Here is a 24,073-nt window from a genome sequence, read left to right on the forward strand (position 1 = left end):
AATATTCATATTGCTAGCATATAAGGTACGCGAAAAAACATGAACATGATCATAACGAAACCGCGGGTTTCGTAACAATTGCGTTAGTTTGCTATCCGCGCCAGAAGGTAGGTGTGAAAAGAACGAGTACAGCAAACAGCTCTAGCCTGCCAATTAACATCGTAAATGACAAAAGCCATTTTGCAGTATCCGGGAGCGGTTTAAACGTTCCTGCTGGTCCAATAATATCCCCGAGGCCAGGTCCAACATTTGCGAGTGCCGTCCCCACGCCTGAAAATGCAGTAACCCAATCGACACCGGTTAAGGATATTAAAAACGTTAGTGCAATCAAAATAACAAAAAATAATATTAAAAAGCTTAAAACTGAGCTTTGGACGTCTCTCGCTATGGGGCTTCCGTTGTACCGTGGGATAAAGACACCATTTGGTTGGATTGTCTTATTGATCCATGCCTTCATGGACTTAAAAAGTACCTGAAAGCGGAAGATTTTAATGCCACAGCTCGTTGAACCCGCGCAGCCGCCAATGAACATAACAAAGAAAAATAATGTAACGGAAAAGCTGCCCCATTGACCGTAGTCTGTGCTGGCATAGCCTGTGCCTGTCATAATGGAGACAATATTAAACCCGCCATAACGAAGGGCTTCGGTAATGGTGAAACCCTTAAAAACCATCAACCAAACAGCCACTACAAGAATGAGGGTGAGCAGCGCGATAAGAAAGGTTTTAACCTGTTGGTCTCGCCATAATGCCAGTGTTCGTCCCCTTAAAACTTGAAGGTATAAAATAAAAGGTAGTGAGCCTATTAGAATAAAAGTCATCGAGACCATCTCGACAGCAACACTATCATATTGGCCAATGGATGCATCAGAGGTGGAGAAACCGCCTGTTGCAATCGATGTCATGGCGTGAACGATGGCGTCAAACGGGCTTAGGCCCACGAGCATCATCAAAATTGCGCAAATGGCGGTAAAGGCAACATAGAGACCAGAAATTGCACCAGAAATTTGCCCGGCGCGGGGTAATATTTTTTCGGACGTGTCAAAGCTTTCGGTTTTAAAAAGCTGCATCCCACCGATTTGCAGCATTGGTAATATTGCAATTGCCATCACCACAACGCCAATACCCCCAAGCCATTGAAGAATAGCCCGCCATAACAAAATTCCAGGGGGAGCGTCATCAAGGCCAACAATGACCGTAGAGCCTGTGGTTGTGAGGCCGCTCATGGCTTCAAAATAAGCGTCAGTATAACTAAGGTCCAAGATAGAAAAGGCCATCGGTAGTGCGGCAATAGCGGGTAGAATAATCCATACGGAAATTGTTAAAAGAAAAGCCTGCCGAAGGTTTAATTGTTTGTTGCTGCCCTGTGTTGCCAGCATCATCATAATGCCAAATGATCCACTGACGAACATCGCAATCAAAAATGTAGGCCAATCCGGGTGGCCAAAAAACAAATCAACAAGAGCCGGTATCAGCATACTAACGGCAAGCATGCAAACAAAGGCACCAAGTGCATAAAAAACTGGTCTTAAATCCAGCAAACAACGCTTCCCTAATTGATGTTCATTTCGCAGTGGGGGCTATCTAGTGAAAATGTTGGAACAGTGACGTCAAAGAGGTCACGGTCACCGCGCCGCATTTGGTAGCTACCCCGCATAAAGCCAGTTGGTGTTTCAAGCGGTGTACCGCTTGTGTAAATAAACTCCTGGCTTGGCTCAAGATACGGTTGCTCGCCGATAACTCCAGGCCCCTGCACTTCCTTTGTGACGCCTTGACCATCTGTTATAATCCAATGCCGGTTCAAAAGCTGGACAGTTTCATCACTTTCATTGATGACTTTGACACGGTAAGCCCAAAAATACTCGTTATTTTCAGGCTTTGAATGTTCTGTCAGGAAATAGGATTGTACCGCAACCCTGATGTTTTCGGTTACTTCTTCAAACGTTAAAACGCCGTCGATATGGTCTTCATTATCCAACGCAATTCTCCGTGCCTTTAAAGGCCTGCCTTTTCAAGTGCCTGCATAACATCATTCACTAAATCATCACCGTCTTCAAGGCCGCAGGAAAAACGAATTAAACCGGGTGTTATCCCGAGCTCTAGCCGTGCGTCTTCTTGAAGTGCCTTATGGGTCGTGCTCCATGGGTGGGTGGCGATTGACCTTGCTTCCCCTAGATTGTTAGAAATATCAACAATTTCAAGGCTGTTCATAAATTTGAAGGCCTGGTCCCGTCCGCCAGGTAGTTCGAACGCGATCATAGTGCCGCCCCGCGTCATTTGTTGTGCAGCCAGGTCACGGTCACGGAAGGTGGTGAGCGATGGATGGCGAACATCATCTAGTTTGTCGCTAATATTTGCAGCGATTTGTTCCGCATTATCACACATTGCATTGACCCTGAGGCCCAATGTTTCAAGTCCTTTTAGCATTATCCATGCATTGAACGGTGACATAGCACACCCTGTGTGCCGGTAAAATGGGTATAGAAATTCTTCGTCAAACGCATGATCTGTCAGGATCATACCGCCCAAACAGCGTCCTTGGCCGTCAATATGTTTTGTTGTGGAGTAACAAACAATATCAGCGCCAAAATCCATTGGTTTTTGCAGGATCGGTGTTGCAAATACATTATCAACAACCAATTTAGCACCATTTTCGTGCGCAATATCAGCAACAGCCTTAAGGTCAACAATTTCAAGTGTTGGATTAGCAGGGGTTTCCAGAAACAAAACCTTGGTGTTGCTTTGAACGCCGTTTTTCCAAGCGTCAATATCAGTACCGTCGATTACGGTAGTTTCAATACCATACCGCGGCAACAATTCATCCATTAACCACCGGCAAGACCCAAAAAGGGCACGAGCACCAAGCACATGATCCCCCGCCTTTAATTGGCAGAGAAGTGCAGCGGTCATAGCGGCCATGCCAGTAGCTGTAGCGCGGCCAATATCCGCCCCTTCGATAAGGGCCATACGCTCTTCGAACATGCTAACTGTTGGATTAGTCTGCCGTGAGTATGTGAACCCTTCTGAGCGTCCATCAAATCGTGCTTCGGCTTCCTCGGCGGTTTCATAGGCAAATGCAGATGTCAGGAATAATGCCTCGCCCATTTCATCAAAGTTCGATCGCATAGACCCTGCCCGCACCAATTGCGTTTGGTTTGACCATTTTGATGTGATTTTGCGATCTATCGCTGATCTATGTTTCATTGGGATATTCCCTTACGTATACCTATAAGTGGCTGTAATATTTTGAGGCGACTAAGTGGCCTTGTTCGCAGGCGTTCGTCAAGCGTTGTTATTTGTTTTTTTTCCGATTATATCGAAAGCATAGTGTTTTTATCAGGATGAAGAAAATGAGTTTAACAATCTGGCATAATCCCCGTTGTAGTAAATCCCGTCAAACCCTCGCTTTGATTGAAGAAAAAGGCCTAACACCTGAGGTGCGTTTATATTTAGATGATGCACCAACAGCGGAAGACATTAAAAATGTCCTTGATATGCTTGGTATAGAACCTCGGGCATTGATGCGAACAGGCGAAGCAGATTATAAAGACCAAGGTCTCTCGAGTGTGTCTGATCATGATGCCTTGATCGAGGCTATGGTTAAAACACCTAAGCTGATTGAGCGGCCTGTTGTAATTAAGGATGGGCAAGCGCGCCTCGGCCGCCCACCAGAAAATGTTCTCGAAATTCTCTGATTTTTATAAGAACAATTTTGTTCAACTCAGTCCTGATTTCAGTTTTGGATAGTGAACTGCTTGAGCCAATCCACGTGAGAGCATAAATATCCCGAGGGCGAACCATATCCCGCAAAGACCAAAGCGCGTTGAGAGTGGGAATACGACAATCAGGAAAACAAAAAAGGCAATAGCCATGGTAATCATCATGGCTTTGCTTGCTGTGGCGCCGATATATATTCCATCAAACTGAAAGCACCAAACCGAGGCAATTGGAAGCGCGATTATGGCCGGCATGGCAGTCGTGGCAACGTTTTTTATTGCGCTGATATCAGTAAGGGTGTTGATGATATAGTGCCCAAGACCCCAAAAAATTACTGAATATAACAGTGCAGCAATAATAGCCCAGAAAAAGCCTAAGCGAACCCATGTTTCGAAGGCTCGTTTCTTTCTTGCTCCAAACGCAGCTCCAGCAAGTGCTTCTGCTGAATAGGCAAACCCGTCTAACCCCAAACTGATCAGCATAAAGAATGTTGAGAGAATTTGACTCGCTGCCAATTCTACTGAACCGATCTGCCCGGCCTGCCTTGTTACAATAGAGAGCACCGTGATCAGAAGAAGTGTCCTGATCATCAGGTAAAAATTTGTGCTCATGAGGGCTTTAAAGGCGTTGTAATTCCAGATTAGTTTCGACGATATGGGTTTGCTGAGCGATTTAAAATTAATATGCTTAACGATAAGGCCTAGGGCAATTGAGGCCGTGATGGCTTCAGCGATTAACGTTCCAAGAGCGACGCCAGCAACATCCATTTTAAGGCCAATGACAAAAATCAGGTTAAGGCACATATTGCTTATGTTCAGAACCAGCTGAAGAACGAGAACTGATTTGGCTTTTGATACACCAATTAAAAACCCATTTGCAGTATATAAGAAAAGGGTGAAGGGTGCTGCCCAGATGCGAATATCATAATAGGCAGTCACGGATATATGCACAGTTTCGGGTGGGTGCAGCGCCCATAGTGCAGCTTTAAGAATAAGCGGCTGAAATAGAAGCAGCACTATTGCAATTACCAGTCCGATTATTGATGATCGAATGAAAAGTTGCGCCAGAAGATTTTTGTTTTTCTGACCATATGCCTGTGCTGCGTGCCCCGTGGTTCCCATACGCAGAAATCCAAAGGCCCAGAATATATAGGTAAAAATTGTTGACCCGATAGCAATCGCCGCAAGATATTCTGCCTTGGGCAAATGCCCAATTGCCCATGTATCAACTAACCCGACGATAGGAGCTGTTGAGTTAGCAACAATAGCGGGACCCGCAATTTGCCATATTTTCTTATGTGGGTTAGCAGTGTCAGTCAAATTATCAATCCGACGCAATAAAACCTGACGGCATACAATATCGTATCAACCTAGATAGTTTCCTGCATACATGCATTTGATATAAGAATAAACTCGATAACGTCCTGAATAAACGATTTTTGAAAACAGATACAGCATGCTTCCTATTGTACATCACGCCGGATACCGCGTTTCGCTCTCTAAAACGGGGTCGCATGAAGAAAGCAAGTATGCGGCCTTAATGGATTTGATTGTGGCTAGTGAATTGGTGGGTAAAACCAAAGTTTTCGAGCCAGAGCCGATCCCTGTTAAAAGTTTAAAACTCGTACATGATACTGCGTATGTTGATGACGTGATTAACCTAGCACTAGATCCGTCATCATTAAGAAGGATCGGGTTAGCAGCGACCGATCAATTGCATATAAGGCCACGGCTTGGCACCGGGGGTACATATTTGGCGGCTAAATTGGCATTAGACTATGGGCTGGCTTGTAATACGGCAGGTGGTAGTCATCATGCACATGCAGGTTTTGGTTCTGGCTTCTGTGTGTTTAATGATGTTGCGGTGGCTATCGCGCAATTGCGATTGGATGGTTTGATTAAACGTGCCCTGATTATTGATTTGGATGTTCATCAGGGCGACGGCACTGCCTCAATTTTTGCTAGGGAGCCAGGTGTTTATACATTTTCGGTGCACTGTGAAAAAAATTTCCCATTTCGAAAATCCTCTAGTGATCTGGATATTGGCCTAATGCGCGGCGTAGGTGACGCGGTATATATGGAAACACTCAGGTCAAACCTTTCGGTTCTGCTGGATGGCCATAAGCCAGATATTGTTTTTTATAACGCAGGTGTTGACCCTCATATCGATGATAAATTGGGGCACCTAAACCTCAGTGATGACGGGCTGTGCGCACGCGAAAAGTATGTATTTGACCAGGTTTGTGGACGATCCATTCCGTTGGTAACAGTTATGGGCGGTGGATACGGTGACGACCGTTATGAAGTTGCTCGTAGGCATTATATACTGTTTGAACAAGCAGCGACTTATTATGGACAGGGCTAAAATATATCGAAGGGTAAAGGGTAGTTTAAACGTACATTAGGAAACGACAGCACAGAGATGTGTATAATATGGCGATGAACGCTTTAAACATGACAGACGAAGAACTGGTGGAAGCAATTGTTTCTGGCAACCGGCAAGCATATGCGAAGCTGGTTGATAAATATGCACGCCAGTTCCGCATGATTGCGTATCGACTGCTTGGTGATATGTCATTTGCAGAAGATATGGTGCAGGAAGCGTTTATAAAATTATGGACAAATGCGCATAGTTTTGATGCCCGTCAAGCAAAGTTTTCTACGTGGTTTTACCGTATTGTTGTGAACAAATGTTTGGATGAAAAACGAAAAAAACGCCCGTCAGCACTGCCTGAAAATTATGATGAGGTTGATACATCGGAACGTGTAGATAGTATGCTGGAAAAACAGGGGCGAAATAAACTGTTGAACACTGCGCTTGAAAATTTGCCCGAGCGGCAGCGGATAGCCGTTACTTTGAGTTACATGGATCAATTAAGTAACATGGAAGCTGCTGAGATAATGGACTTAAACATAAAAGCGTACGAGTCGCTGCTGGTGCGTGCACGTGCGGCCCTTAGGAAACTTTTGGCGCAGGAAAAGGCCCAGCTATTGGAGACATTGGTTTAAAGGTGTGAATGATGGCAATTATGGATGCAGAAAAATATGAGGAACTGGAATTGTTGCATGGCACCGATATTCATTCGTGGTCAGCGGGTTTAAGATCAAGTGCACGGTCTTTTTTATCATCAACTGAGGGCAAACAGTATCTTTCCGAACGTGCTGAAATGGATAGACTTTGGGTAGAGAGTGGTACTTCTTTTGATGATGAAACGTCTTTCATGAAGCAGCTTAAAAATGTACCTGATCATTATACTCAACCAAAATCGGTGGTTGATATAGAGCCAAGAGGCTTTTTGGGGTCGCTTTTTGATATGCGGTTTTTAATGTCGCCGGGCGGGTTTATGACGCAAGCAGCGATGGGTTTAGCGGTGATGGTTGTTGGTGTTTTCATTGGATCAGAAGGCATGCTTGATGCAGGTGTTTATGAAGACAGCTATGATATTAGCAGCGAATATTTTGTGAGCGCAGAGGACCATGATGACTGGGTTGGGGGAGATGATTTATGGAATTAAAATCAAAATGGATTTATGCGGTTTTAGTTGTCTCTGTCGCCTTTAATATCTTCGTCTTAGGTGTTTGGATTGGTAAGGGGAAGAAAGACTATAAGCACCCCCCACCTTCTGGCCGATTAGAGTTTAACCTAAGAGAAATAGCAAGATACCTACCGCCAGATGCACGAGGCGAAGTTCGGGAGTTTATGCGTGAGAAACGGCCTATTTTGCGTGATACACTTCTGGCGCGCCGTGAAGCTGAACAGGAAATCAGAAATCTGCTGGCTGCAGAAACTGTTGATAAAGAGGCCCTGCGTGCAGCGCTTGATGCTCATGCTTCCCACTCCCTAAGATTACAGGCCCCTGTGCGTGAGGTTCTTCTAGGAACCGTTGTTGAACTTGATCACGAAACCCGCAAAAAAATTGCGGACAATATATTTAGGCGCAGGGGTGAAGGTCGACCTCGCGAACGCTTAAGAAGAGAGCGAGATACCGAACGCCCTCGTATACGTTAAAGGCCGCTTGATGGATAACTGTATAGGGCATTGTTAAAAATTAAACACCAGATCCAACAGCCTCTTTAACAGAGTTAAAGCCGTTTTCGCGCAGCAGTACTGCCAACTCCTTGTTGATTTGATTAACAAGTCCTGGGCCTGAATAAACAAGCGCAGAATATAACTGCACGAGGGATGCTCCGGCGCAAATTTTTTCGAAAGCATCCTTACCGCTTGATACACCGCCTACCCCGACAAGTGGAACTTTTCCTTCTGTCGCACTGTAAATTGTGCGCAATGTTTCTGTTGAGGGTTCCATCAAAGGTTTTCCGGACAGTCCCCCGGTCTCATGTTTATGCTGAGAGCGTAAACTATTGGGTCTGGTTATTGTTGTATTGCTGACGATTAGGCCATCAATTTCATACGATCTAGCGACATCTGATATATCATCGATATCGTCAGTGGTCAGGTCGGGGGCAATTTTGACCAGAATAGGCGTATAAGCGGCGCCGTTGTTGATCTTCTCTGACCGGACAGTCAGAACGCGCTCAACCAAATCAACTAGCGACGCCTTTGATTGTAAGGCCCTAAGCCCAGATGTGTTGGGGCTTGATATGTTGATCGTAAAATATGAGCAAAGCCCATAGAGGCTCTCTACTCCATTTACATAGTCTTCTGTACGGTCTGTCGCCTCTTTATTTGCGCCAACGTTCGCGCCAATAATGCCAATATTCTGTGCTGATTTTAATCGCTTTTTGAAAGGGTCTAATCCCTCGTTATTAAATCCAAAGCGATTGATAACAGCCTTATCTTCGCTAAGGCGAAATAACCTTGGTTTTTCATTACCGTCTTGTGCTTTAGGTGTAACAGTTCCTGCCTCTACAAAGCCGAAACCCATGGCAAGCATGGCGCGCATAACCTCTGCGTTTTTATCAAAGCCTGCTGCCAACCCGATAGGGTTATCAAAGGATAACCCAAACACATTGGTATTCAGAATGGTGTCTTTAACGCTGTGTCCTGCAAAAAGGCCACCTAATCCCGCTTTAAGTGACCGGATTGTCAGGTTATGTGCTTTCTCCGGATCAAGGCTATGAATGAAGGGTTTTACAGAATTAAAAATTATCGACATTCTCTTATCCAGATTATGTAATCGAGTGTATTTATATGATTAAGGTAGTAGGACTGTCATTCTCGAGAAATGAAAAGTCGTGCAGCCCACTTTCGGTGGTTTGTAGCGACCACACTTGCGATACCATTTCTATTTTAAGGCTTGCATATAAATGGGGAAACAGGTCGTCATTTCGCGACTTTTCCCATTTCAGTGTTTCATCGGGCAAATCGGAAACATCAACCTCTAAAAGATAAAGATTATACTCACCAGCGAAATGCTTGTTCGCTGTTTCCTGTACCTGTTTCTTTGTAGAAAAATGAATGAAACCATCTTCTATATCAACAGGCGCTCCAACAAGCGTCCCTGACTGTAGCGCGCCTGTCCACTCGTCTTCGCGGAGGATTTTATAAATCTTGTCTTCCATGGCTGTTCAATAAGCTGGTTTTTATGCGGTTTCAAGCTTTATGGGGTGGTGGTTTAGGATAGACCCTTGTTTTTTGCGTCAATATACCGACATTATATATAATAAACAGCTCAAACATGAAGCATAAACAAAGACAGAATATTATATTTTGCCCCAATATATAGGGCCAATATATAGGGGACGAGGAAGTACATATGTTTAAAGAACTTCTTATATGGGTTCGAGAGAGGTTTGCGGCGTTTTTTGCCTTTTTTAGGGCAAAATTACGAGTGTTATGGCACTGGTTTACAGGCTGGATTAGCAGTGTGTCTGGAGGAACCTGGCGAAGGGTTTTAATTGCCATTCCGCTGGTGTTTTTCTTCTATATCCTTATTGGAATGATGTTTGTTAATCGTATCGACGATAACCTATCGCCAGCTGTTGCGCCGCCGCCAGGTGGTTCAAACGCGGTTTCCTTGATGGCATACCTTGTTAACCGAGAGACAGTTGAACATAACTGGACGCCTAATGACCCTGTGTTTTTGCCTGGATGGTGGGTGGATAATACGCCTGCTTTTCAAAAGGGAATGTTTGGTGCTTTTTCACGCTTTTCCCTTGAGCTTCGTGATCAGCTTGGGCGTTCCCGTGGATCGAGTGCTGTGGACGCGGACCTAGAGAAAGCCGCTGGTAATTTGGCGATCGAGCCAGAACGCTGGGTTATAGAATCGTGGCTTCCCACAAAGGCATCCGATCATTTCTACAGGGATGCGGCAAAAGATTTTATCACTTATAATAACCGTGTCAGCAGCGGCGATGCGGTATTCGAGCGCCGCGCCGACAATTTACGCATGACTTTAGAGCGTATTGCCTCTGATCTTGGGGCGTCGTCTGCAAAAATTGAAAAATACATAGGTGATAATGCAGGTGGGTTTGTCCCCGACTTCGGTGTTGATAATGTTTTTTATGAAGTGAAAGGCCAAGTTTATGCCTACACGTTGCTTTTGAAATCACTGCGGGTTGATTTTGCGAGCGTTGTTGAAGACCGTGAACTTGCAAAAGTCTATGATGAGCTTTTGAGGTCGCTTGAGGCAGCAGCGGTTCTGAACCCAACGGTTGTTACGAACGGTGCTGTTGACGGTATTGTTGCTAATCATTTATCCATTCAGGGTTTTTACCTTTTACGTGCACGGACGCAGTTAAAGGAAGTGACCAATATTCTTTTAAATTAAGCGATAGAATTCGCGCTTCGTAATCGCACTTTATGCTTGTCAGCAGGTGAAACTGCTGCCAAGCTAAGATTATGACAGATGATAATATTATTAATGAAGATGACATCAAGGCACCGGCACGCCCAATTAAAAAGCGCAGCCGAAAACTTCTTGTTGTTGTGGACGATTCCCCAGAATCTAAAGTTGCCATTAGGTTTGCTGCTGCGCGTGCAGGGCATATTACTGGTGGGGGATTAATTCTGTTTCACTGTATTCGCCCTGGTGAATTTCAGCACTGGGTTGCTGTTGCGGATCGAATGCGTGAAGAAGCCTATGATGAAGCGAGAACGCTTCTAGGCGACATGTCTACCAGATTGGAAGCCTATTGCGGTGTAAAACCTGAAACGATTATCGCAGAGGGTGAACCAAAGGATGCGCTTCGCAACTTCATAGAAGACCGTAATGACCTGTTTGGGCTTGTACTCGGTGCAGGGTCAGAAGGTGGGCCTGGGCCACTTGTGGATTATTTTGCAAGTGAGTTGGTTGGCAATATGCGGTGCCCTGTAATATTGGTGCCCGGAACCATGACATATGATCAGGTTGATGCGATTGCATAAATTTATATATGCATAATGCCCTACAGTTCCGTTTTAAGGAGTTCCTGAAGTCCTGTTCTGTATGATGGGTATTTTAGTGTAATTCCGAGTGTCGATTTGATTTTATCGTTCTTCACTCTTTTGCTCTCAAGGTAAAAACTACGCGCCATGGGACTTAGGTCTGCAGTTTCCCAATCCTGTGCTTCTGGAACCGGCATGTTTGTTAAGTCTGCCGCCATGGTAATAACATCCTGTGGCGGGCACGCCTCATCGTCAGCGAGGTTAAAAATATTGGTTGGGTAATTCCCTGTTGCGGCCTCTACGACCGTTTGACAAATATCTTCGACATGTATGCGACTGAAAACCTGACCTTCTTTAATGATGCGTTTCGCCTTTCCAGATAGAAGCGAGCGTATAGCATTTCGCCGCGGCCCATATATGCCAGCAAGCCTAAATATATGAAGCGTAGCACTGGCCTGTTCACTAAAGTCGTGCCAGCTATTTTCTGCAAGTAAGCGGTTTTTTCCTCGTTCCAAAGAAGGACTGCAAGCGGTTGTTTCATCAACCCAGTTTCCACTGTGATCCCCGTAAACATTGGTGCTTGATAAATAGCCGATCCAGCTTATCTCAGGCATATGGGCACGCCATTTTTCCAAAATTGGCAAAATCGGATCTGGTCCATTTTTGGGAGCAATAGATGTGAGAATATGCGTTACATCCTGAATGTTTTGGCTCTGAGGGGTAACAGCTTCATCCAGTTCAATTGGGTTAAACCCTTCTTGTTGCAGGCTTGTTCTAGCCTCTTCCCTACGCCAGCTTGCGCTAACGTTCCAGCCAAGTGATAGAAAATGTTGCATAATTGGCATGGCACTATAACCGGGCCCAAAAACAAGAAGATGTGGTTTTTTAATTGTCATTAATTTTAGTTCTCTCAAATTATGCCTTGAAATTGCCACGACGATTATAGAGGGTAGCCGCCATGATGAAACATATAGTAATTCTTTTTTGTAAAATTAGCATTGGCTTTCTGATTATATCAGTTCCCTTATCTGCGATGCAGGATGAGTTCCAATCAGACGAGCAACGGTATGCTAAATGTCTGGATATGACAGAGAAAGCCCCAGATAATGCGGTCAATGAGGCCTTGATCTGGAAAGGTCAGGGAGGCGGTGTCCCTGCCCGTCACTGTGAGGCGTTAGGCTTATTTTATCTCGGAGAACACGAAGAAGCCGCGGTGCGCCTTGAAAGACTGGTCGATGATATGCGTGTGGGGCGTGATATGCCTGTTCGCCTCGGCAAAAGAATTGTAGCGAATGCGTTTTTACTCGCTGAGATTTATAATCAAGCAGCAAATGCCTGGTTAGTTGCTGGCGAAATTGTCCGCGCTGAAGAGGCAATTGATAATGCGCTCTCTCTAACAACTGAAAACTCGCCGCAGGAGCGTGAGTTTCTAATCGATCGGGCACGTATTGCTGCGGCCGACGATAATTTTGAACAGGCCTATACTGACTTGAAAGCCGTTTCTGCCGCTGACCCTGGGCGGATCGATATAATGTTGTTGCTTGCGTCCGCTGCTCGTGGAACAGACAGGTTAGATGAAGCGTCGCAGGCCCTTAGTATTTATCAAAAGGTTTACCCTGACGACCCGTCAGCATATTTGGAATACGGTAATTTAAAACATGCCCAAAATGACTTTGATGCGGCAAGGCAAGCTTGGTTAAAGGTGCTTTTACTGCAAGGTGATGGTGCGAATGCAGATGCTGCGAGATCAAACCTTGAGGCGCTTGATTTAAATGTCGATAAAAACCCATAGATTAAAGCGTTACATCGGCTTCATATATATCAGGCAGGTTATTCTCGAATAAAACAGCATCCTCTGGTTTCCAGTTGTTTCGTGCCCAAGTTTCGGCTGCTTCTTGGGTGTCGAAGGTCATAACCGTAACGCTGCCATCATTGGCCGCTTCCAACCCTTTTAGAAACGATGGTATTCTGTTCGGTGTGACAGCAAGAATAATATCGCAGTATTTTGCTGCAATTTTGCCAAGGCGTTCATGCTCAGCATCGTGTTTTTCGCCTAATTCAACCATCCCGGGGGTAATCAGTATTCTTCGACCATTTTCGCCTTTAAGAACGTCAAGACATTCCAGGGCCGCTGCAAACCCAATAGGATTGGAATTGTAGGCATCGTCGATGATTGTAGGGTTGTTCACGGATTTTGTAACTTCAAGCCGATGTCTGATCTGGGGTGTTGATAGCAACGCCCCCTTTATTGTTGACCAAGGCATTCCGATCGCATGGGCGCATGCGGCCGCCAGCGCAATATTTTCACCCTGATGTTCCCCAAAAAGAGGGGCCTTCAATATATGTTGTTCGTCGTTAACTTCGATCTCAACACTAAGGCCACCTGCATCCATAGTTATTTCTTTTATGGCTAGGTCACTATTGGTATTTCCAACCTTAAGATAAGGCCCCTTTACATGCTTAAGTCTATCTTCAAGCAAGTGTTCAGGGATGCCGTTTTGGTTGATAATGGCTTTCCCACCATTATTGAAACAGGCTTCTGCAATTTCAAATTTTGCCTTGGCGACAGTTTCAAGGGATTTAAAGCGCTCATAGTGCGCGGCGCCAACCGCTGAAATCATAGCAATATTAGGCGGTGTTAGCTGGCATAATTTAGCGATAGACCCGGGGCCATAGGCCCCCATTTCTACGATAAAATATTGATGCTCTGGGGTTAGCGATTCCCGAATAACACGCGTTATCCCCATGTCCGTATTTACGCTTCCGGGGGTCGCAAGTGTTGGTGCCGCGTTCGACAGAATGTGGCTGAGTATATGTTTGGTTGATGTTTTTCCAAATGAACCGGTAATCGCAATGATCGTTGGTTTGAGCGCTGCGAATTTATCGATAGCCTCTTGTCTAAACTTGGCTTTCACTCTTTCCTCTGCGGGTTCGAGTAGTTTGTTTGCGCTTACCAATATAAAAGGCAATCCTTGGATAAGTAGCACTAAAAGGCCAGCAAATGCAGCTATTCGCCAATCGTATGCAATTAAACCAATATCAAATTCATCGATACTCATATTGATTGCAAAATGACTTCCCTCTGGCGCAAAGCTAGTAATAATTACGATAAGAACGGTTAGGGCTAATGACAGCAGCATATAGACACTTAGGATACGCTTTACACGCGTTGTCAGAACGAGCTTCTTCTTGGATATTTTCCGGCCTTGGCGCGATATAAAAATACCGTGCAATAACCCCACACAAATAAAAGGCCACACAACAAAGGATAGCTTATTCAGGAGTGTCGTTTGCGATAGGCTTCCTGCAAAGAGTGCCAGTATAAGCCAAAAGCTGGCACGGATATCATAGGCCTTTTTATTGTGTAACCATTTAATAAAGCGTGGCCCATCATATTCTTCCTGCTGGAAAAACTTTGTGAGCGTTAAGCCCCGCTCTAGAAGAAACCAAAAAATAATTGGCCCGCCGATAGCAAAAACGATCAGACTAAAAGGCAGGTTATCAAAGGATATCATAGGTTCAAATCCTTGAAAAATGTCCGAATAAGAGCTTCGCATTGATAAGCACCACGATCAAGAATATCCCAATGATCAAATCCTTCAAGTTCTTCATACCGTGCGATCGCAATGGCTTCTTCGTACTTTTTACCAATCTCAGGCGGAGCTTCTGTGTCATCACTCCCATATATCAACAAAGCTGGTACTTTAATCTGCTTCGCAATATTGGTCAGGTTTTCAGTAACAGCCTTCACGAATGTTGTGCGTAAGGTACCAGCATTTCTATAATCGCTACTCCCGAACCGTTTGGAATAGCGCTCCTGAAGGTTACTCTTGAATAGAGAATCAATAAGTCGTGCCGCGCGACCCAATTGTTTTAAGAAGGCAGCTTTAAGCTTAAACGCTAAACTGCGCGTGCGCGGAATACCAGCACCCCCAATTAAGACAATTGCTTTGATAAGTTCCGGGTGACGCGAAGCCATCTGGATAGCAACTCTTCCACCATAGCTGTGACCAATAATTATATGGGGCTGATCAGGGCTTAATTGCTTTGCAAGATTATCAGCATAATCAGCTGTTCCGCCATCAACTATCAGGGGGGTTTTTCCAAATCCAGGCTGATCATAAATTTTATTGATGTGATCCGCTTTGAATAGATTTGCTAACCGCGACAGGGCGGTGTGGTTCTGGCCCCAGCCATGCAACCATATTAAAGATTGGCCGTTATCGCCAAGGGTTTGATGATACCAATCACTCGTATTGTCTTCGGCTTTAAGGATAGTTGGGTCACTGGTCATTAAGGATACTAGCTTTCAACAAAAATGGTTGCACCGCCAATATGGGTTCCTGTATCGCCAAGGCGTTTGGCAGATAATGCAAACCCTTCCTCTATGATGTCGGATGTAAGAGCAAGAAAGCTTGTGGCCTCTTCAGCGGCTTCCCAAAGAAAATAGGCGAATGACCCTGGTATGGTATTAACTTCATTAAGCCATATCTCACCGGTTTTCTCATTCGAGAGAAAGTCAATTCTTACGCTGCCAGCCAGGTTGAGAACATCAAAGATTTTACTACTGCTATTTCTAATAATATCTATCTGATCGGTATTCAGGTTCGATGGGTTTAATTCGCGGTTTAAGGATGCCATCCCTTCACTATTGCCGCCAGATTTTGCTTTTGGTGCGCCGGGCTCGTTGCCGCCCAGGTATTTATTTTTGAAGTCTAATAATTCTGCATTTCTTAAAGGGCGCTCAATTGCGGATGTAATAATCGTGCCATCCAACTTACGGCGCACTGAAATATTATATTCAACAAGATTTTCCACGAATGGCTCAATGATCACTTCGCTATCAAGTTTAAACGCAGTCATCAAAGCACCGATTAAACTGTCAATATCGTCAGCCTTACCAACACCCACGCTGGAGCCAAGGTTACAGGGTTTAACAATATAAGGATACCTGATAGCTCCAAATACAGAAGTAAGCTCGTTTTCAATCGCTTCTGGATCAAGGAAAGTACCAGTTTTAGGCCTGGCCATAATCATTTCGTCCAAAACGTTGATATTATTTTGGCGCGCTTGCTTCTTTGTAAATTCTTTATTCATTGTTGCTGCTGCACCAAGTGTTCTACAGCCAGCATATGGGATATTTGCGAATTCAAGCAGCCCTTGAAGCGTTCCATCCTCACCGTTTGATCCATGAATAGCTGGAACCATTAGGTCAAACGGAATGGCTTCCCGTTTTTCGCCCATCAACCCCTTTTTAAATGTTGTGAGGGACGGTCGTCCATTTGCATTGGTAGCCAGTTCTAACTTCACTTCAGACAGGGTTTTTTGCTTGCTATCATTGACAGGATAATAGCTTCGTTTCTTTAAAGCGTCACCTGTCCACCACTGCCCGAGAGGGTCAACATAAACCGGAAGGCCAGTGTATTTCCCAGGGTCTAAGGCTTCTAGAAATTGAAGCCCGGTTAAAACGCTCACATCATGCTCTACGCTTCTACCGCCAAATATTACTGCGATGACCTTCTTTTCGGCCATAAGGCCCCCTTTACAAAGAATTTACACTGAATTTGATCTTGTATCATACAGATTTAGATAAATCTCAAGTCTACATCAAAATGAAAAGAATAAAAGTTGCAAGCATGACCATATCATGGCGATATCGTGGCCTATCGCTTCACTGCCTTGTCATTTGATCATAAGCCGTGACAGTTTTATTGTCCGGGTAATTTCATTGGATAATGTATCAAGGGAGGGATCTATGAATTTGAAAAAGGTATTAAGCTCGCTCGCAGCTGCCACGATATTGACCGGAACTGCTTTTTCACAGGATGATCGGTTTGCAGGTGTTGAGGTCACCGCGGAACATGTACGCGGCAACATTCATGTCTTGTTTGGCGCAGGTGGTAATATCGGCGTTTCGCTCGGTGAAGACGGTGTCTATATCGTTGACGATCAGTTTGCGCCACTGTCTGACAAAATACGCGCAGCTATAAAAGGCTTAAGCGACAAGCCAATTAAATATGTGATTAACACTCATTTTCATGGTGACCACACGGGCGGAAACGAAAACTTTGGTAAAACCGGCTCAGTGATCGTCGCGCATGACAATGTTCGGGTCAGAATGGCGCCTCGCGTATTTGAAGCCACCGAAAATAAACTAGGCGAAAAGTCGCTACCTGTTGTCACGTTCAACGATGAAATGTCATTGCATTTAAACGGTGAGGAAACCCGTATTGTTCATGTGTCCCGCGCCCATACAGACGGCGACAGTTTGGTATATTTTAAGGGTAATAATGTTCTTCATATGGGCGATACATTTTTTGCCAATAGATTCCCATTTATTGACACAAGAAGCGGTGGGACGATTGGCGGTTTAATAGAAACAATCGCTACAGCAATTGATATCTCTAATAGCGATACACTGATTATTCCTGGCCATGGGCCGGTTTCGAAAAAACCTCTCTTGATAGAATATTATCAGATGCTGATAGAAAGCCGTGACCGTGTGGTTAAGCTTAAAAATGAGGGAAAATCTCTGGAAGAGATCGTTGCGATGAAACCGCTGGCGGATATGGATGCTCGTTGGCAAACCGATAATGCAGAGTGGCCAGACCGTTATGTTGGTTTCATCTATTCCAGCCTCTAAAAGCAACATTCTACATAGTGATTAGAATGCATCAAGCAAGACAAAAGCCCAGAACTATAGTGTTCTGGGCTTTCTTAGTTTTTAAACTATAGTGTCGAGGTCTAACCCTCTTTTTTAGGTTCCAAAACCACTTTGCGAGTAACACCGCTTTGACCCGGGAAGTCTGCAAATAATGCCTCGGCTAAAAGGGGTAGTGTGGTTGGAAGGTCCTTTTTCCGTGTTTCAGTTTCTGCACGGCCCTCGAACAATTTTTCGCCGTCTTTTGTACGAACTTCCATTGTCAGGGTTGCTTTATAGACCGTACGGGCAATAACCTGATCACCAGCAAAACCGCCGAAGCCGCCAAACCCACCGAATCTACCGAAGCCACCAAATCCGCCAAACCCAAAGCCGGGTCTTATAAATCCACGACGGAAACCAGCACGGTGGAAACCCCAATAACCAAATCGGCTATATCCGGCCCAGTATGGAAAACCACCATAAAACCCATAGGGTCCAGGGCGTGTAATTAATTTTTCACGGCCATCATCAATTGTAACGTCAAAACCAACGATTAGGTCGGGTTCACTATCCCCAGCTTCACGGTAACCTTGGCTTTCCAGGTGGTTACCAATAACACTTGCATATTGCGCAAATTCTAGGCTGTCCTGTTTTTCTTCCAACATTGGAATGAGAGCGAGTTTTTCGCCTTGTGGTGCAGGTAGTGCGTGAAAAGTAGCGACATCACTTTTAAATTTTGACGCACAAGCACTCAGTAAAATGACGGCAGATAGTACAAAAACCTTTTTCAACATGCGATAACTCCTACTCGATGTTTTCCCTAGAGAAATTCAACATAAATGCCCCGCCAAGACAAAATACTTTCATAACTTAACTTAACATATGCTGAACATTTAAAGGAGACATTTCTTTTATGTCAAAAAGCCAACAGTTTTCTTGATTTCAGCAATGATTGGTTCAGCGATTGCTTGCGCGCGCTCAGAGCCATTCTTTAGAATAGAATCAATATAAGCATTATCATTTTGCAGCCGTGCCATTTCTTCAGTGATGGGGGCGAGTTTTTCCACGGCTAAGTCGGTCAGGCCGCGCTTGAAATCACCAAAGCCTTTTCCTTCATATTCGGCGCAAACTGCATCACGGCTCATATCGGCAAGTGCGGCATAGATGCCAACAAGGTTGATTGCCTCAGGACGCCCTTCAAGCTGATCAGCAGTCGCTGGGAGCAACTCAGCATCTGTTTTGGCTTTTCTAATTTTTTGCTGAATTGTATCTGCGTCGTCATTTAGGTTGATGCGGCTATATTCTGACGGGTCAGATTTCGACATTTTTGCGGATCCGTTCCGCAAACTCATAACACGAGCCCCTTCCCCCTGAATAATTGGCTCTACTTCTGGGAACAGATCGGTTTTAAAGTCATTGTTGAATTTCTGCGCGATATCACGTGTGAGTTCCAAATGTTGCTTTTGGTCTTCACCGACAGGAACATGTGTTGCTTGATACAGCAGGATGTCAGCGGCCATTAAGTTTGGATATACATACAGGCCAACCGATGCTTTTTCCCTGTTTTTTCCGGCTTTGTCCTTAAACTGTGTCATTCTGTTGAGCCAGCCAAGGCGAGACACACAGTTAAAAATCCATGCCAGCTCTGCGTGCCCAGGAACCTGACTTTGATTGAACAATATTGATTTTTCCGGGTCTACACCAGCAGCGATATAGGCTGCGGCAGCTTCACGAATTTGCGCCCGCAGGGTTTCCGGGTCTTGCCACACAGTAATAGCGTGCATGTCAACGACACAGTATATACATTCAAATGTATCTTGAAGCTTCACCCAGTTTCTAAACGCTCCCAAATAATTGCCAAGGTGCATATTGCCGCTTGGCTGTGCACCAGAGAAAACACGGCCGTTTTGCTTAGTTTGGGTATTGGTATTGTCGCTCACAATTATGTCTCCGCAGACTAGTGGGATGATTACACCGGAAATTTTCATTATCCATGGTATTTTGACGCCTTATGGCAATAAGAACCTTAAGTGGTCAAGAGATATGAGTATATTAACGTTCTTTTGAAAGTAACTTGCGCATATCACCAACCGTGACAGTTCGTGTCAATAAAAGCCCCGCGAAATAAAATACTACGCCGAAAAGAATAAGGGTAATCAGGGCAAATGTGCGCGTTATTTCGCCTTCTTCAAAATAGACATTGAAAACACCGGATAGGTAATAAAGGCCAACTCCCATTAAAATAGCAAATGCCATATATTTTGCAGAATTAATGAGACTTGTCTTTTCAAAGTAAAAATTGTTATCGCGCCTGAGGCCTAAGTATAACAATAGGATATTAACCCATGCGGCAATAGCTGTTGCTGCTGCTAATCCCACATGCCCAAATGGTCCGATGAAAGCGATGTTCAGACTTGTGTTTACCAACAAGGCGATCGCAGCAATTTTAACAGGCGTTTTGGTGTTGCCGCGAGCGAAATATCCTGGGATCAGTATTTTTCCAATAATATAGGCCGGTAAACCGCAAGCGTAGGCCACGAGTGCTGCTGAACTTGCTTTCGTCGCCACAGCGTCAAAGTTACCGCGTTCAAACAGGGTTGTTATTAAAGGTTCTGCGATTGAAACAAAAGCAACGGCTGCTGGTAGGGTAATGAGCATTGAAAACTGGAATGCGAGGTTTTGCTGGTTAATTGCAGATGTATGGTCGTTGTCCGCTAAACTCCGTGAAATTGTTGGCAACAATACTGTTCCTACGGCAACACCAATTATCCCGATTGGTAGTTGATTAAGCCTGTCTGCAAAAAACAGCCATGATACCGAGCCTTCTGGTAAAAATCGTGCGGCAAGAATTGTATCAATAAGGAGGTTAATCTGGGTAATACCGGCACCAATTGCTGCAGGTCCCACCATTTTAATAAACTTTTTAAAATCATCGCTGATGTGTGGCTTGGGCAATTTGAGGCGTATTCCCGCCCTGCGAGCCGCAATATATAACCATAGAAATTGTGCACCGCCTGATAGCGATACCGCGATAGCAAGGTAACGTGCTGCAGTAATGTCGTTATCGGGGGCCAGGATCAGTGCACTGATCATAAAAATATTTAAAAGAACAGGAACAAAGGCAGCTGCTGCAAATCGACCATAAGCATTCAGCATGCCGCCATAGAGTGCCACCAAAGAAATAAGGGAAAGATAGGGAAAGGTATACCACCCAAGCTCTACCAGAAGGTTGAATTTAACGGTGTTTCCTTCAAACCCGCCAGACAGCCCTAGCATTACAGGGACCATCGCAACTTCCATAAGGATTAGGAAAATTGCCAAGATAGGGAGAAACCATGCAAGAACATTTGCCGCAAATGCCTTTGCTTTCGCTTCGCTTTCGGCTGTGATGCTCTTTCCCAGTAGTTTGGAAAAAACAGGAATGAAGCCCGCAGAAAAAGCACCTTCCGCAAATAGTCTGCGAAAAAAGTTTGGCAATTTAAAAGCAATGAAAAAAGCGTCAGATGCCATGCCAGCACCGAGGAAGCGCGCCATAAGAATATCGCGCGTAAACCCTAAAATACGACTGATCAGGGTCAATCCCCCAACTTCTGATACCCGCCTAATAAGCTTCACGCAGCGGTCTCCTTCGCGCTTTTCTTTTTACGATTAAAGATCGGCTCGTTTCGTGCTGCTTTTAGAAGTTTATCCTCAATATTTCGTAATCTGACTTTGTTGCTGATTTTCTGGCCTGTAAGGTCTTTGACATAAAAAACGTCAACAGCTCTTTCCCCGTATGTCGCAACATGGGCTGAAAACAGGGATAGTTTCAAATGATAGAGTGTATATGCCAAGTCATACAAGAGGCCCGGGCGGTCCTTGGCATTCACTTCAATAACGGTAGATTGGTTTGATGCCCGGTTATCTATTAAGACAACAGGTTCTATGGTAAATGCGTCTTGCTTGGCGGCAAAAACCGGTTTTTTATCGAGCTCTTGTTTGGACTTAATGGAACCATTAAGAGCCCCTAAAATTGTTTCTTCTAGTCGGTCTAATGATCGGCGGCTATCAAAGGCGGAACCATCCAGGGTTTGCAAGGTAAAATTCTCGATTGCCATTCCGTCTAATGAGGTATGAATTTTAGCGTCAACAATACTGGCACCGGCCACCCTAAGTGCCCCAACAACACGGGCAAACATGCCGGGGTGATCAGCCATATATACAGCTAGGCGCGTCATATCTTTTTCTACTTCAATACGCGCCGTAACACCAAAAGACTCGTTGTTTTCATCAACGCGTTTGGTAAGCCGCGCATTTAAGGTATGCGTGTCGGTATTTTCTGCAATCCAATAGGCATCAGCCATACGTTTTGTAAACGTAGTAACAGTGTCTTCTGGCCAATCATCCAGTCGTTCAGCGAGTGCGCTTTTTTTCATGTTCACTCGTTCAGAACGGTGGGTGTTTACGTGACCTGCTACCAGAACTTCTTCGGCTGCTGAATATAAATCACGGAGAAGTTGCCCTTTCCAGGCGTTCCAGACGCCTGGGCCAACAGCGCGGATATCCACGACCGTTAAAACAAGCAATAACCTGAGCCGCTCAGGGCTTTTCACAATATCGCAGAAATCGAGAATTGTTTTATGATCCGAGAGGTCACGTTTGAATGCGGTATGGCTCATGAGTAAGTGATGAAGTACAAGCCACGCAACGGTTTCTGTTTCGCTGGCGTTTAACCCCAATCGCGGACAAAGAGACTGTGCAACCTCAGCACCAATAACAGAATGGTCACCACCACGCCCTTTTGCAATGTCATGCAATAGCACCGCAACATACAAAACTCGTCTGGAGACGACTTTGTTAATAATCTTCGATGCGAGGGGATGGTCTTCCTCGAGCAGACCAGCTTCAATTTTTGCCGTAAGCCCAATCGCGCGAATGGTATGCTCGTCCACCGTATAGTGATGGTACATGTCATATTGCATTTGGGCAACGACGCGTCCAAAATCGGGGATTAACTGGCCAAAAACTCCGGCTTCGTTCATTCTTCGCAGATTAATTTCTGCTGCATTTCTGGAGGTTAGAACCTCAATAAAATCCTGGTTGACGGAAGGGTCTTTTCTTATTTGATTATTCAACCGATTAAGGTTTTGTTTTATGGTCCGAATGGCGCTTGGATGAATATCTAGCTTATGTTTGTCAGCGACTGCAAATATTCGGACCATATTTTCGGGTTTTTCGATCAGGTCGGACTCTTTGGAGACGTTTAAACGACCTTTTTGATTTATAAAACCGCTCACTCGTACTGTCCGTTTAAAACGATCCAAAAAAGCTGGTTTTTGCTGACGTTCTTCAAGGACCGCACAGAAAATACGTGTCAGGTCTCCGACTTGCTTGGCCACGAGAAAATAGTGTTTCATGAACCGTTCAACACCAGATGTACCTGGGTGATCTTTATAATTTAGTATTTCTGATAATTGTCGCTGCATATCGAAGCTCAACCGTTCTTCAGCCCGGTTGGCAATGAAATGCATGGCGACGCGAACGGTCCAAAGAAAAGACGTTGCTTTGTTATATTGGCGGTTCTCGTTTGCGGTTAGAATATTATTATCTACAGGGCTGTTTTCAGCCTTAGCACCATAAAGGTATCTGGCAATCCACCACATGGTTTGAAGATCCCGCAGGCCCCCCTTGCCATCCTTGATGTTCGGCTCAACTACGTATCGACTATCACCGAGTTTTTTATGCCTTTGGTCGCGCTCCGCTAGTTTTTCTTCAACGAATTGCTTTCCTGTTGGTGCGACAACACGCCGGATAAATTTTCTTTCTGCTTCTTTGAATAGTTTTTGATCGCCCCAAAGATAACGGGCTTCCAGGAGTGAGGTTCTGATTGTCAGGTCTTCTTTGGCAAGTCGAACACAATCTGCGGGGGTCCGGGTTGCATGCCCGACTTTCAAGCCTAAATCCCACAAGACATATAACATATACTCAACTACATTTTCGGCCCACGCGGTTGATTTGTATGGAATGATAAACAATAGATCCACATCAGAATAAGGAGCGAGCTCCCCGCGGCCATAGCCACCAGTAGCAACAAGGCATAGACGTTCTGAAGCTGTGGCATTAGCGAGTGAAAAGACCTTTTCAGTTGTGAAGTCATAGAGGATACGTAACGTTTGGTCTGTTAAATATGATAAGGCAACAGCAACCTTTCGGCCGTTTTCCGCATCTTCATCAAAACGCCTTTTTACTTCGTTCCATCCGGTTTGGTAGTTGGTTTTAAGAATTTTTGTTAATTCGGTTTGCCATAAATGCGGTGCTGAGGTTTCGCACATTACATCGAGCTGAGTTATCATGTTTTTTCGATTGATAATTGCTCGGCGATTACGAATGTCAGACATGTTTAACAAAC

23 protein-coding genes are annotated in these 24,073 nt (G+C 44.8%); 9 read left to right on the forward strand and 14 right to left on the reverse strand.

Annotated elements, in window-relative coordinates:
* Positions 1–91 precede the first annotated feature (91 nt).
* From KFF44_RS00995 to metZ, 3 genes are read right to left on the reverse strand one after another with little or no spacing between them, the layout of a single operon-like run.
* Entirely contained in the window at positions 92–1,540 is a 1,449-nt protein-coding gene (locus tag KFF44_RS00995) for a TrkH family potassium uptake protein (RefSeq protein WP_255936338.1), read from the reverse strand.
* Between the two features lie 11 nt (positions 1,541–1,551).
* On the reverse strand, positions 1,552–1,977 hold the full coding sequence (gene apaG, locus KFF44_RS01000; protein WP_255936339.1) for a Co2+/Mg2+ efflux protein ApaG: 426 nt from the start codon (positions 1,975–1,977) through the stop codon (positions 1,552–1,554).
* Between the two features lie 17 nt (positions 1,978–1,994).
* Positions 1,995–3,203: an O-succinylhomoserine sulfhydrylase gene (metZ, locus tag KFF44_RS01005; protein ID WP_255936341.1), complete on the reverse strand. Its 1,209-nt coding sequence runs from the start codon at positions 3,201–3,203 to the stop codon at positions 1,995–1,997.
* A 146-nt stretch (positions 3,204–3,349) separates the two neighbouring features.
* Here metZ and arsC point away from each other — a divergent pair, with 146 nt between their 5' ends.
* Positions 3,350–3,694, forward strand: a complete 345-nt coding sequence (gene arsC, locus KFF44_RS01010) for an arsenate reductase (glutaredoxin) (protein WP_255936342.1) — start codon at positions 3,350–3,352, stop codon at positions 3,692–3,694.
* Positions 3,695–3,715: 21 nt separating this feature from the next.
* Here the strand turns inward: arsC and KFF44_RS01015 are convergent, their stop codons facing one another.
* A complete protein-coding gene (locus KFF44_RS01015) occupies positions 3,716–5,035 on the reverse strand; it encodes an MATE family efflux transporter (protein ID WP_255936343.1) in 1,320 nt (439 codons plus the stop codon).
* A gap of 136 nt (positions 5,036–5,171) precedes the next feature.
* Between KFF44_RS01015 and KFF44_RS01020 the strand changes: the two genes are divergently transcribed.
* From KFF44_RS01020 to KFF44_RS01035, 4 genes are all read left to right on the forward strand, one after another.
* Positions 5,172–6,080 (forward strand): histone deacetylase, encoded by a 909-nt coding sequence (locus KFF44_RS01020; protein WP_255936344.1) that lies wholly within the window; start codon positions 5,172–5,174, stop codon positions 6,078–6,080.
* Positions 6,081–6,148: 68 nt separating this feature from the next.
* Positions 6,149–6,724 carry a sigma-70 family RNA polymerase sigma factor gene (locus KFF44_RS01025; RefSeq protein WP_255936345.1) on the forward strand — a complete coding sequence of 192 codons (576 nt, stop codon included), beginning with the start codon at positions 6,149–6,151 and terminating at the stop codon, positions 6,722–6,724.
* A gap of 8 nt (positions 6,725–6,732) precedes the next feature.
* Positions 6,733–7,230: a hypothetical protein gene (locus KFF44_RS01030; protein WP_255936346.1), complete on the forward strand. Its 498-nt coding sequence runs from the start codon at positions 6,733–6,735 to the stop codon at positions 7,228–7,230.
* Positions 7,221–7,724 (forward strand): periplasmic heavy metal sensor, encoded by a 504-nt coding sequence (locus tag KFF44_RS01035; RefSeq protein WP_255936347.1) that lies wholly within the window; start codon positions 7,221–7,223, stop codon positions 7,722–7,724. Before KFF44_RS01030 ends, KFF44_RS01035 begins: the two co-directional genes overlap by 10 nt.
* Before the next feature lie 40 nt (positions 7,725–7,764).
* Here the strand turns inward: KFF44_RS01035 and KFF44_RS01040 are convergent, their stop codons facing one another.
* Together KFF44_RS01040 and KFF44_RS01045 are read right to left on the reverse strand one after the other, a co-directional pair.
* Entirely contained in the window at positions 7,765–8,832 is a 1,068-nt protein-coding gene (locus tag KFF44_RS01040; protein WP_255936349.1) for a quinone-dependent dihydroorotate dehydrogenase, read from the reverse strand.
* A gap of 31 nt (positions 8,833–8,863) precedes the next feature.
* Positions 8,864–9,238: a DUF952 domain-containing protein gene (locus KFF44_RS01045; protein WP_255936351.1), complete on the reverse strand. Its 375-nt coding sequence runs from the start codon at positions 9,236–9,238 to the stop codon at positions 8,864–8,866.
* Positions 9,239–9,432: 194 nt separating this feature from the next.
* Between KFF44_RS01045 and KFF44_RS01050 the strand changes: the two genes are divergently transcribed.
* Together KFF44_RS01050 and KFF44_RS01055 are read left to right on the forward strand one after the other, a co-directional pair.
* Positions 9,433–10,446 (forward strand): DUF2333 family protein, encoded by a 1,014-nt coding sequence (locus KFF44_RS01050; protein ID WP_255936353.1) that lies wholly within the window; start codon positions 9,433–9,435, stop codon positions 10,444–10,446.
* Positions 10,447–10,517: 71 nt separating this feature from the next.
* Entirely contained in the window at positions 10,518–11,042 is a 525-nt protein-coding gene (locus KFF44_RS01055; protein WP_255936354.1) for a universal stress protein, read from the forward strand.
* A 20-nt stretch (positions 11,043–11,062) separates the two neighbouring features.
* Here KFF44_RS01055 and KFF44_RS01060 read toward each other — a convergent pair whose 3' ends face one another.
* On the reverse strand, positions 11,063–11,938 hold the full coding sequence (locus tag KFF44_RS01060) for an SDR family oxidoreductase (RefSeq protein WP_255936355.1): 876 nt from the start codon (positions 11,936–11,938) through the stop codon (positions 11,063–11,065).
* Positions 11,939–12,000: 62 nt separating this feature from the next.
* Here KFF44_RS01060 and KFF44_RS01065 point away from each other — a divergent pair, with 62 nt between their 5' ends.
* The gene (locus KFF44_RS01065; RefSeq protein ID WP_255936356.1) at positions 12,001–12,834 is read left to right on the forward strand and encodes a lipopolysaccharide assembly protein LapB; all 834 of its coding nucleotides are present in this window, start codon (positions 12,001–12,003) and stop codon (positions 12,832–12,834) included.
* 1 nt (position 12,835) lies between these two features.
* Here the strand turns inward: KFF44_RS01065 and KFF44_RS01070 are convergent, their stop codons facing one another.
* The 3 genes from KFF44_RS01070 to KFF44_RS01080 are packed head-to-tail and all read right to left on the reverse strand — an operon-like array spanning position 12,836 to position 16,574.
* Positions 12,836–14,557 (reverse strand): UDP-N-acetylmuramoyl-tripeptide--D-alanyl-D-alanine ligase, encoded by a 1,722-nt coding sequence (locus tag KFF44_RS01070; protein ID WP_255936357.1) that lies wholly within the window; start codon positions 14,555–14,557, stop codon positions 12,836–12,838.
* Complete coding sequence (locus tag KFF44_RS01075) at positions 14,554–15,336, reverse strand: alpha/beta fold hydrolase (protein ID WP_255936358.1); 783 nt, start codon at positions 15,334–15,336, stop codon at positions 14,554–14,556. The genes KFF44_RS01070 and KFF44_RS01075 overlap by 4 nt, the downstream gene beginning before the upstream one ends.
* Before the next feature lie 8 nt (positions 15,337–15,344).
* Positions 15,345–16,574 (reverse strand): hypothetical protein, encoded by a 1,230-nt coding sequence (locus KFF44_RS01080; RefSeq protein WP_255936359.1) that lies wholly within the window; start codon positions 16,572–16,574, stop codon positions 15,345–15,347.
* A gap of 223 nt (positions 16,575–16,797) precedes the next feature.
* On the opposite strand from KFF44_RS01080, the gene KFF44_RS01085 reads away from it, so the two are divergent.
* Positions 16,798–17,685: an MBL fold metallo-hydrolase gene (locus tag KFF44_RS01085; RefSeq protein ID WP_255936360.1), complete on the forward strand. Its 888-nt coding sequence runs from the start codon at positions 16,798–16,800 to the stop codon at positions 17,683–17,685.
* A 101-nt stretch (positions 17,686–17,786) separates the two neighbouring features.
* Here the strand turns inward: KFF44_RS01085 and KFF44_RS01090 are convergent, their stop codons facing one another.
* The 4 genes from KFF44_RS01090 to KFF44_RS01105 all read right to left on the reverse strand — a co-directional run bounded on the left by KFF44_RS01090 (position 17,787) and on the right by KFF44_RS01105 (position 24,062).
* Positions 17,787–18,479 (reverse strand): DUF4136 domain-containing protein, encoded by a 693-nt coding sequence (locus tag KFF44_RS01090; RefSeq protein WP_255936361.1) that lies wholly within the window; start codon positions 18,477–18,479, stop codon positions 17,787–17,789.
* 117 nt (positions 18,480–18,596) lie between these two features.
* Positions 18,597–19,625 carry a tryptophan--tRNA ligase gene (gene trpS, locus KFF44_RS01095; protein WP_255936362.1) on the reverse strand — a complete coding sequence of 343 codons (1,029 nt, stop codon included), beginning with the start codon at positions 19,623–19,625 and terminating at the stop codon, positions 18,597–18,599.
* Between the two features lie 112 nt (positions 19,626–19,737).
* Complete coding sequence (gene murJ / locus KFF44_RS01100; protein ID WP_255936363.1) at positions 19,738–21,300, reverse strand: murein biosynthesis integral membrane protein MurJ; 1,563 nt, start codon at positions 21,298–21,300, stop codon at positions 19,738–19,740.
* A complete protein-coding gene (locus KFF44_RS01105; RefSeq protein WP_255936364.1) occupies positions 21,297–24,062 on the reverse strand; it encodes a [protein-PII] uridylyltransferase in 2,766 nt (921 codons plus the stop codon). Before KFF44_RS01105 ends, murJ begins: the two co-directional genes overlap by 4 nt.
* Positions 24,063–24,073 lie beyond the last annotated feature (11 nt).

The sequence above is a fragment of the Kordiimonas sp. SCSIO 12610 genome, assembly GCF_024398015.1.
GTDB lineage: Bacteria > Pseudomonadota > Alphaproteobacteria > Sphingomonadales > Kordiimonadaceae > CANLMI01.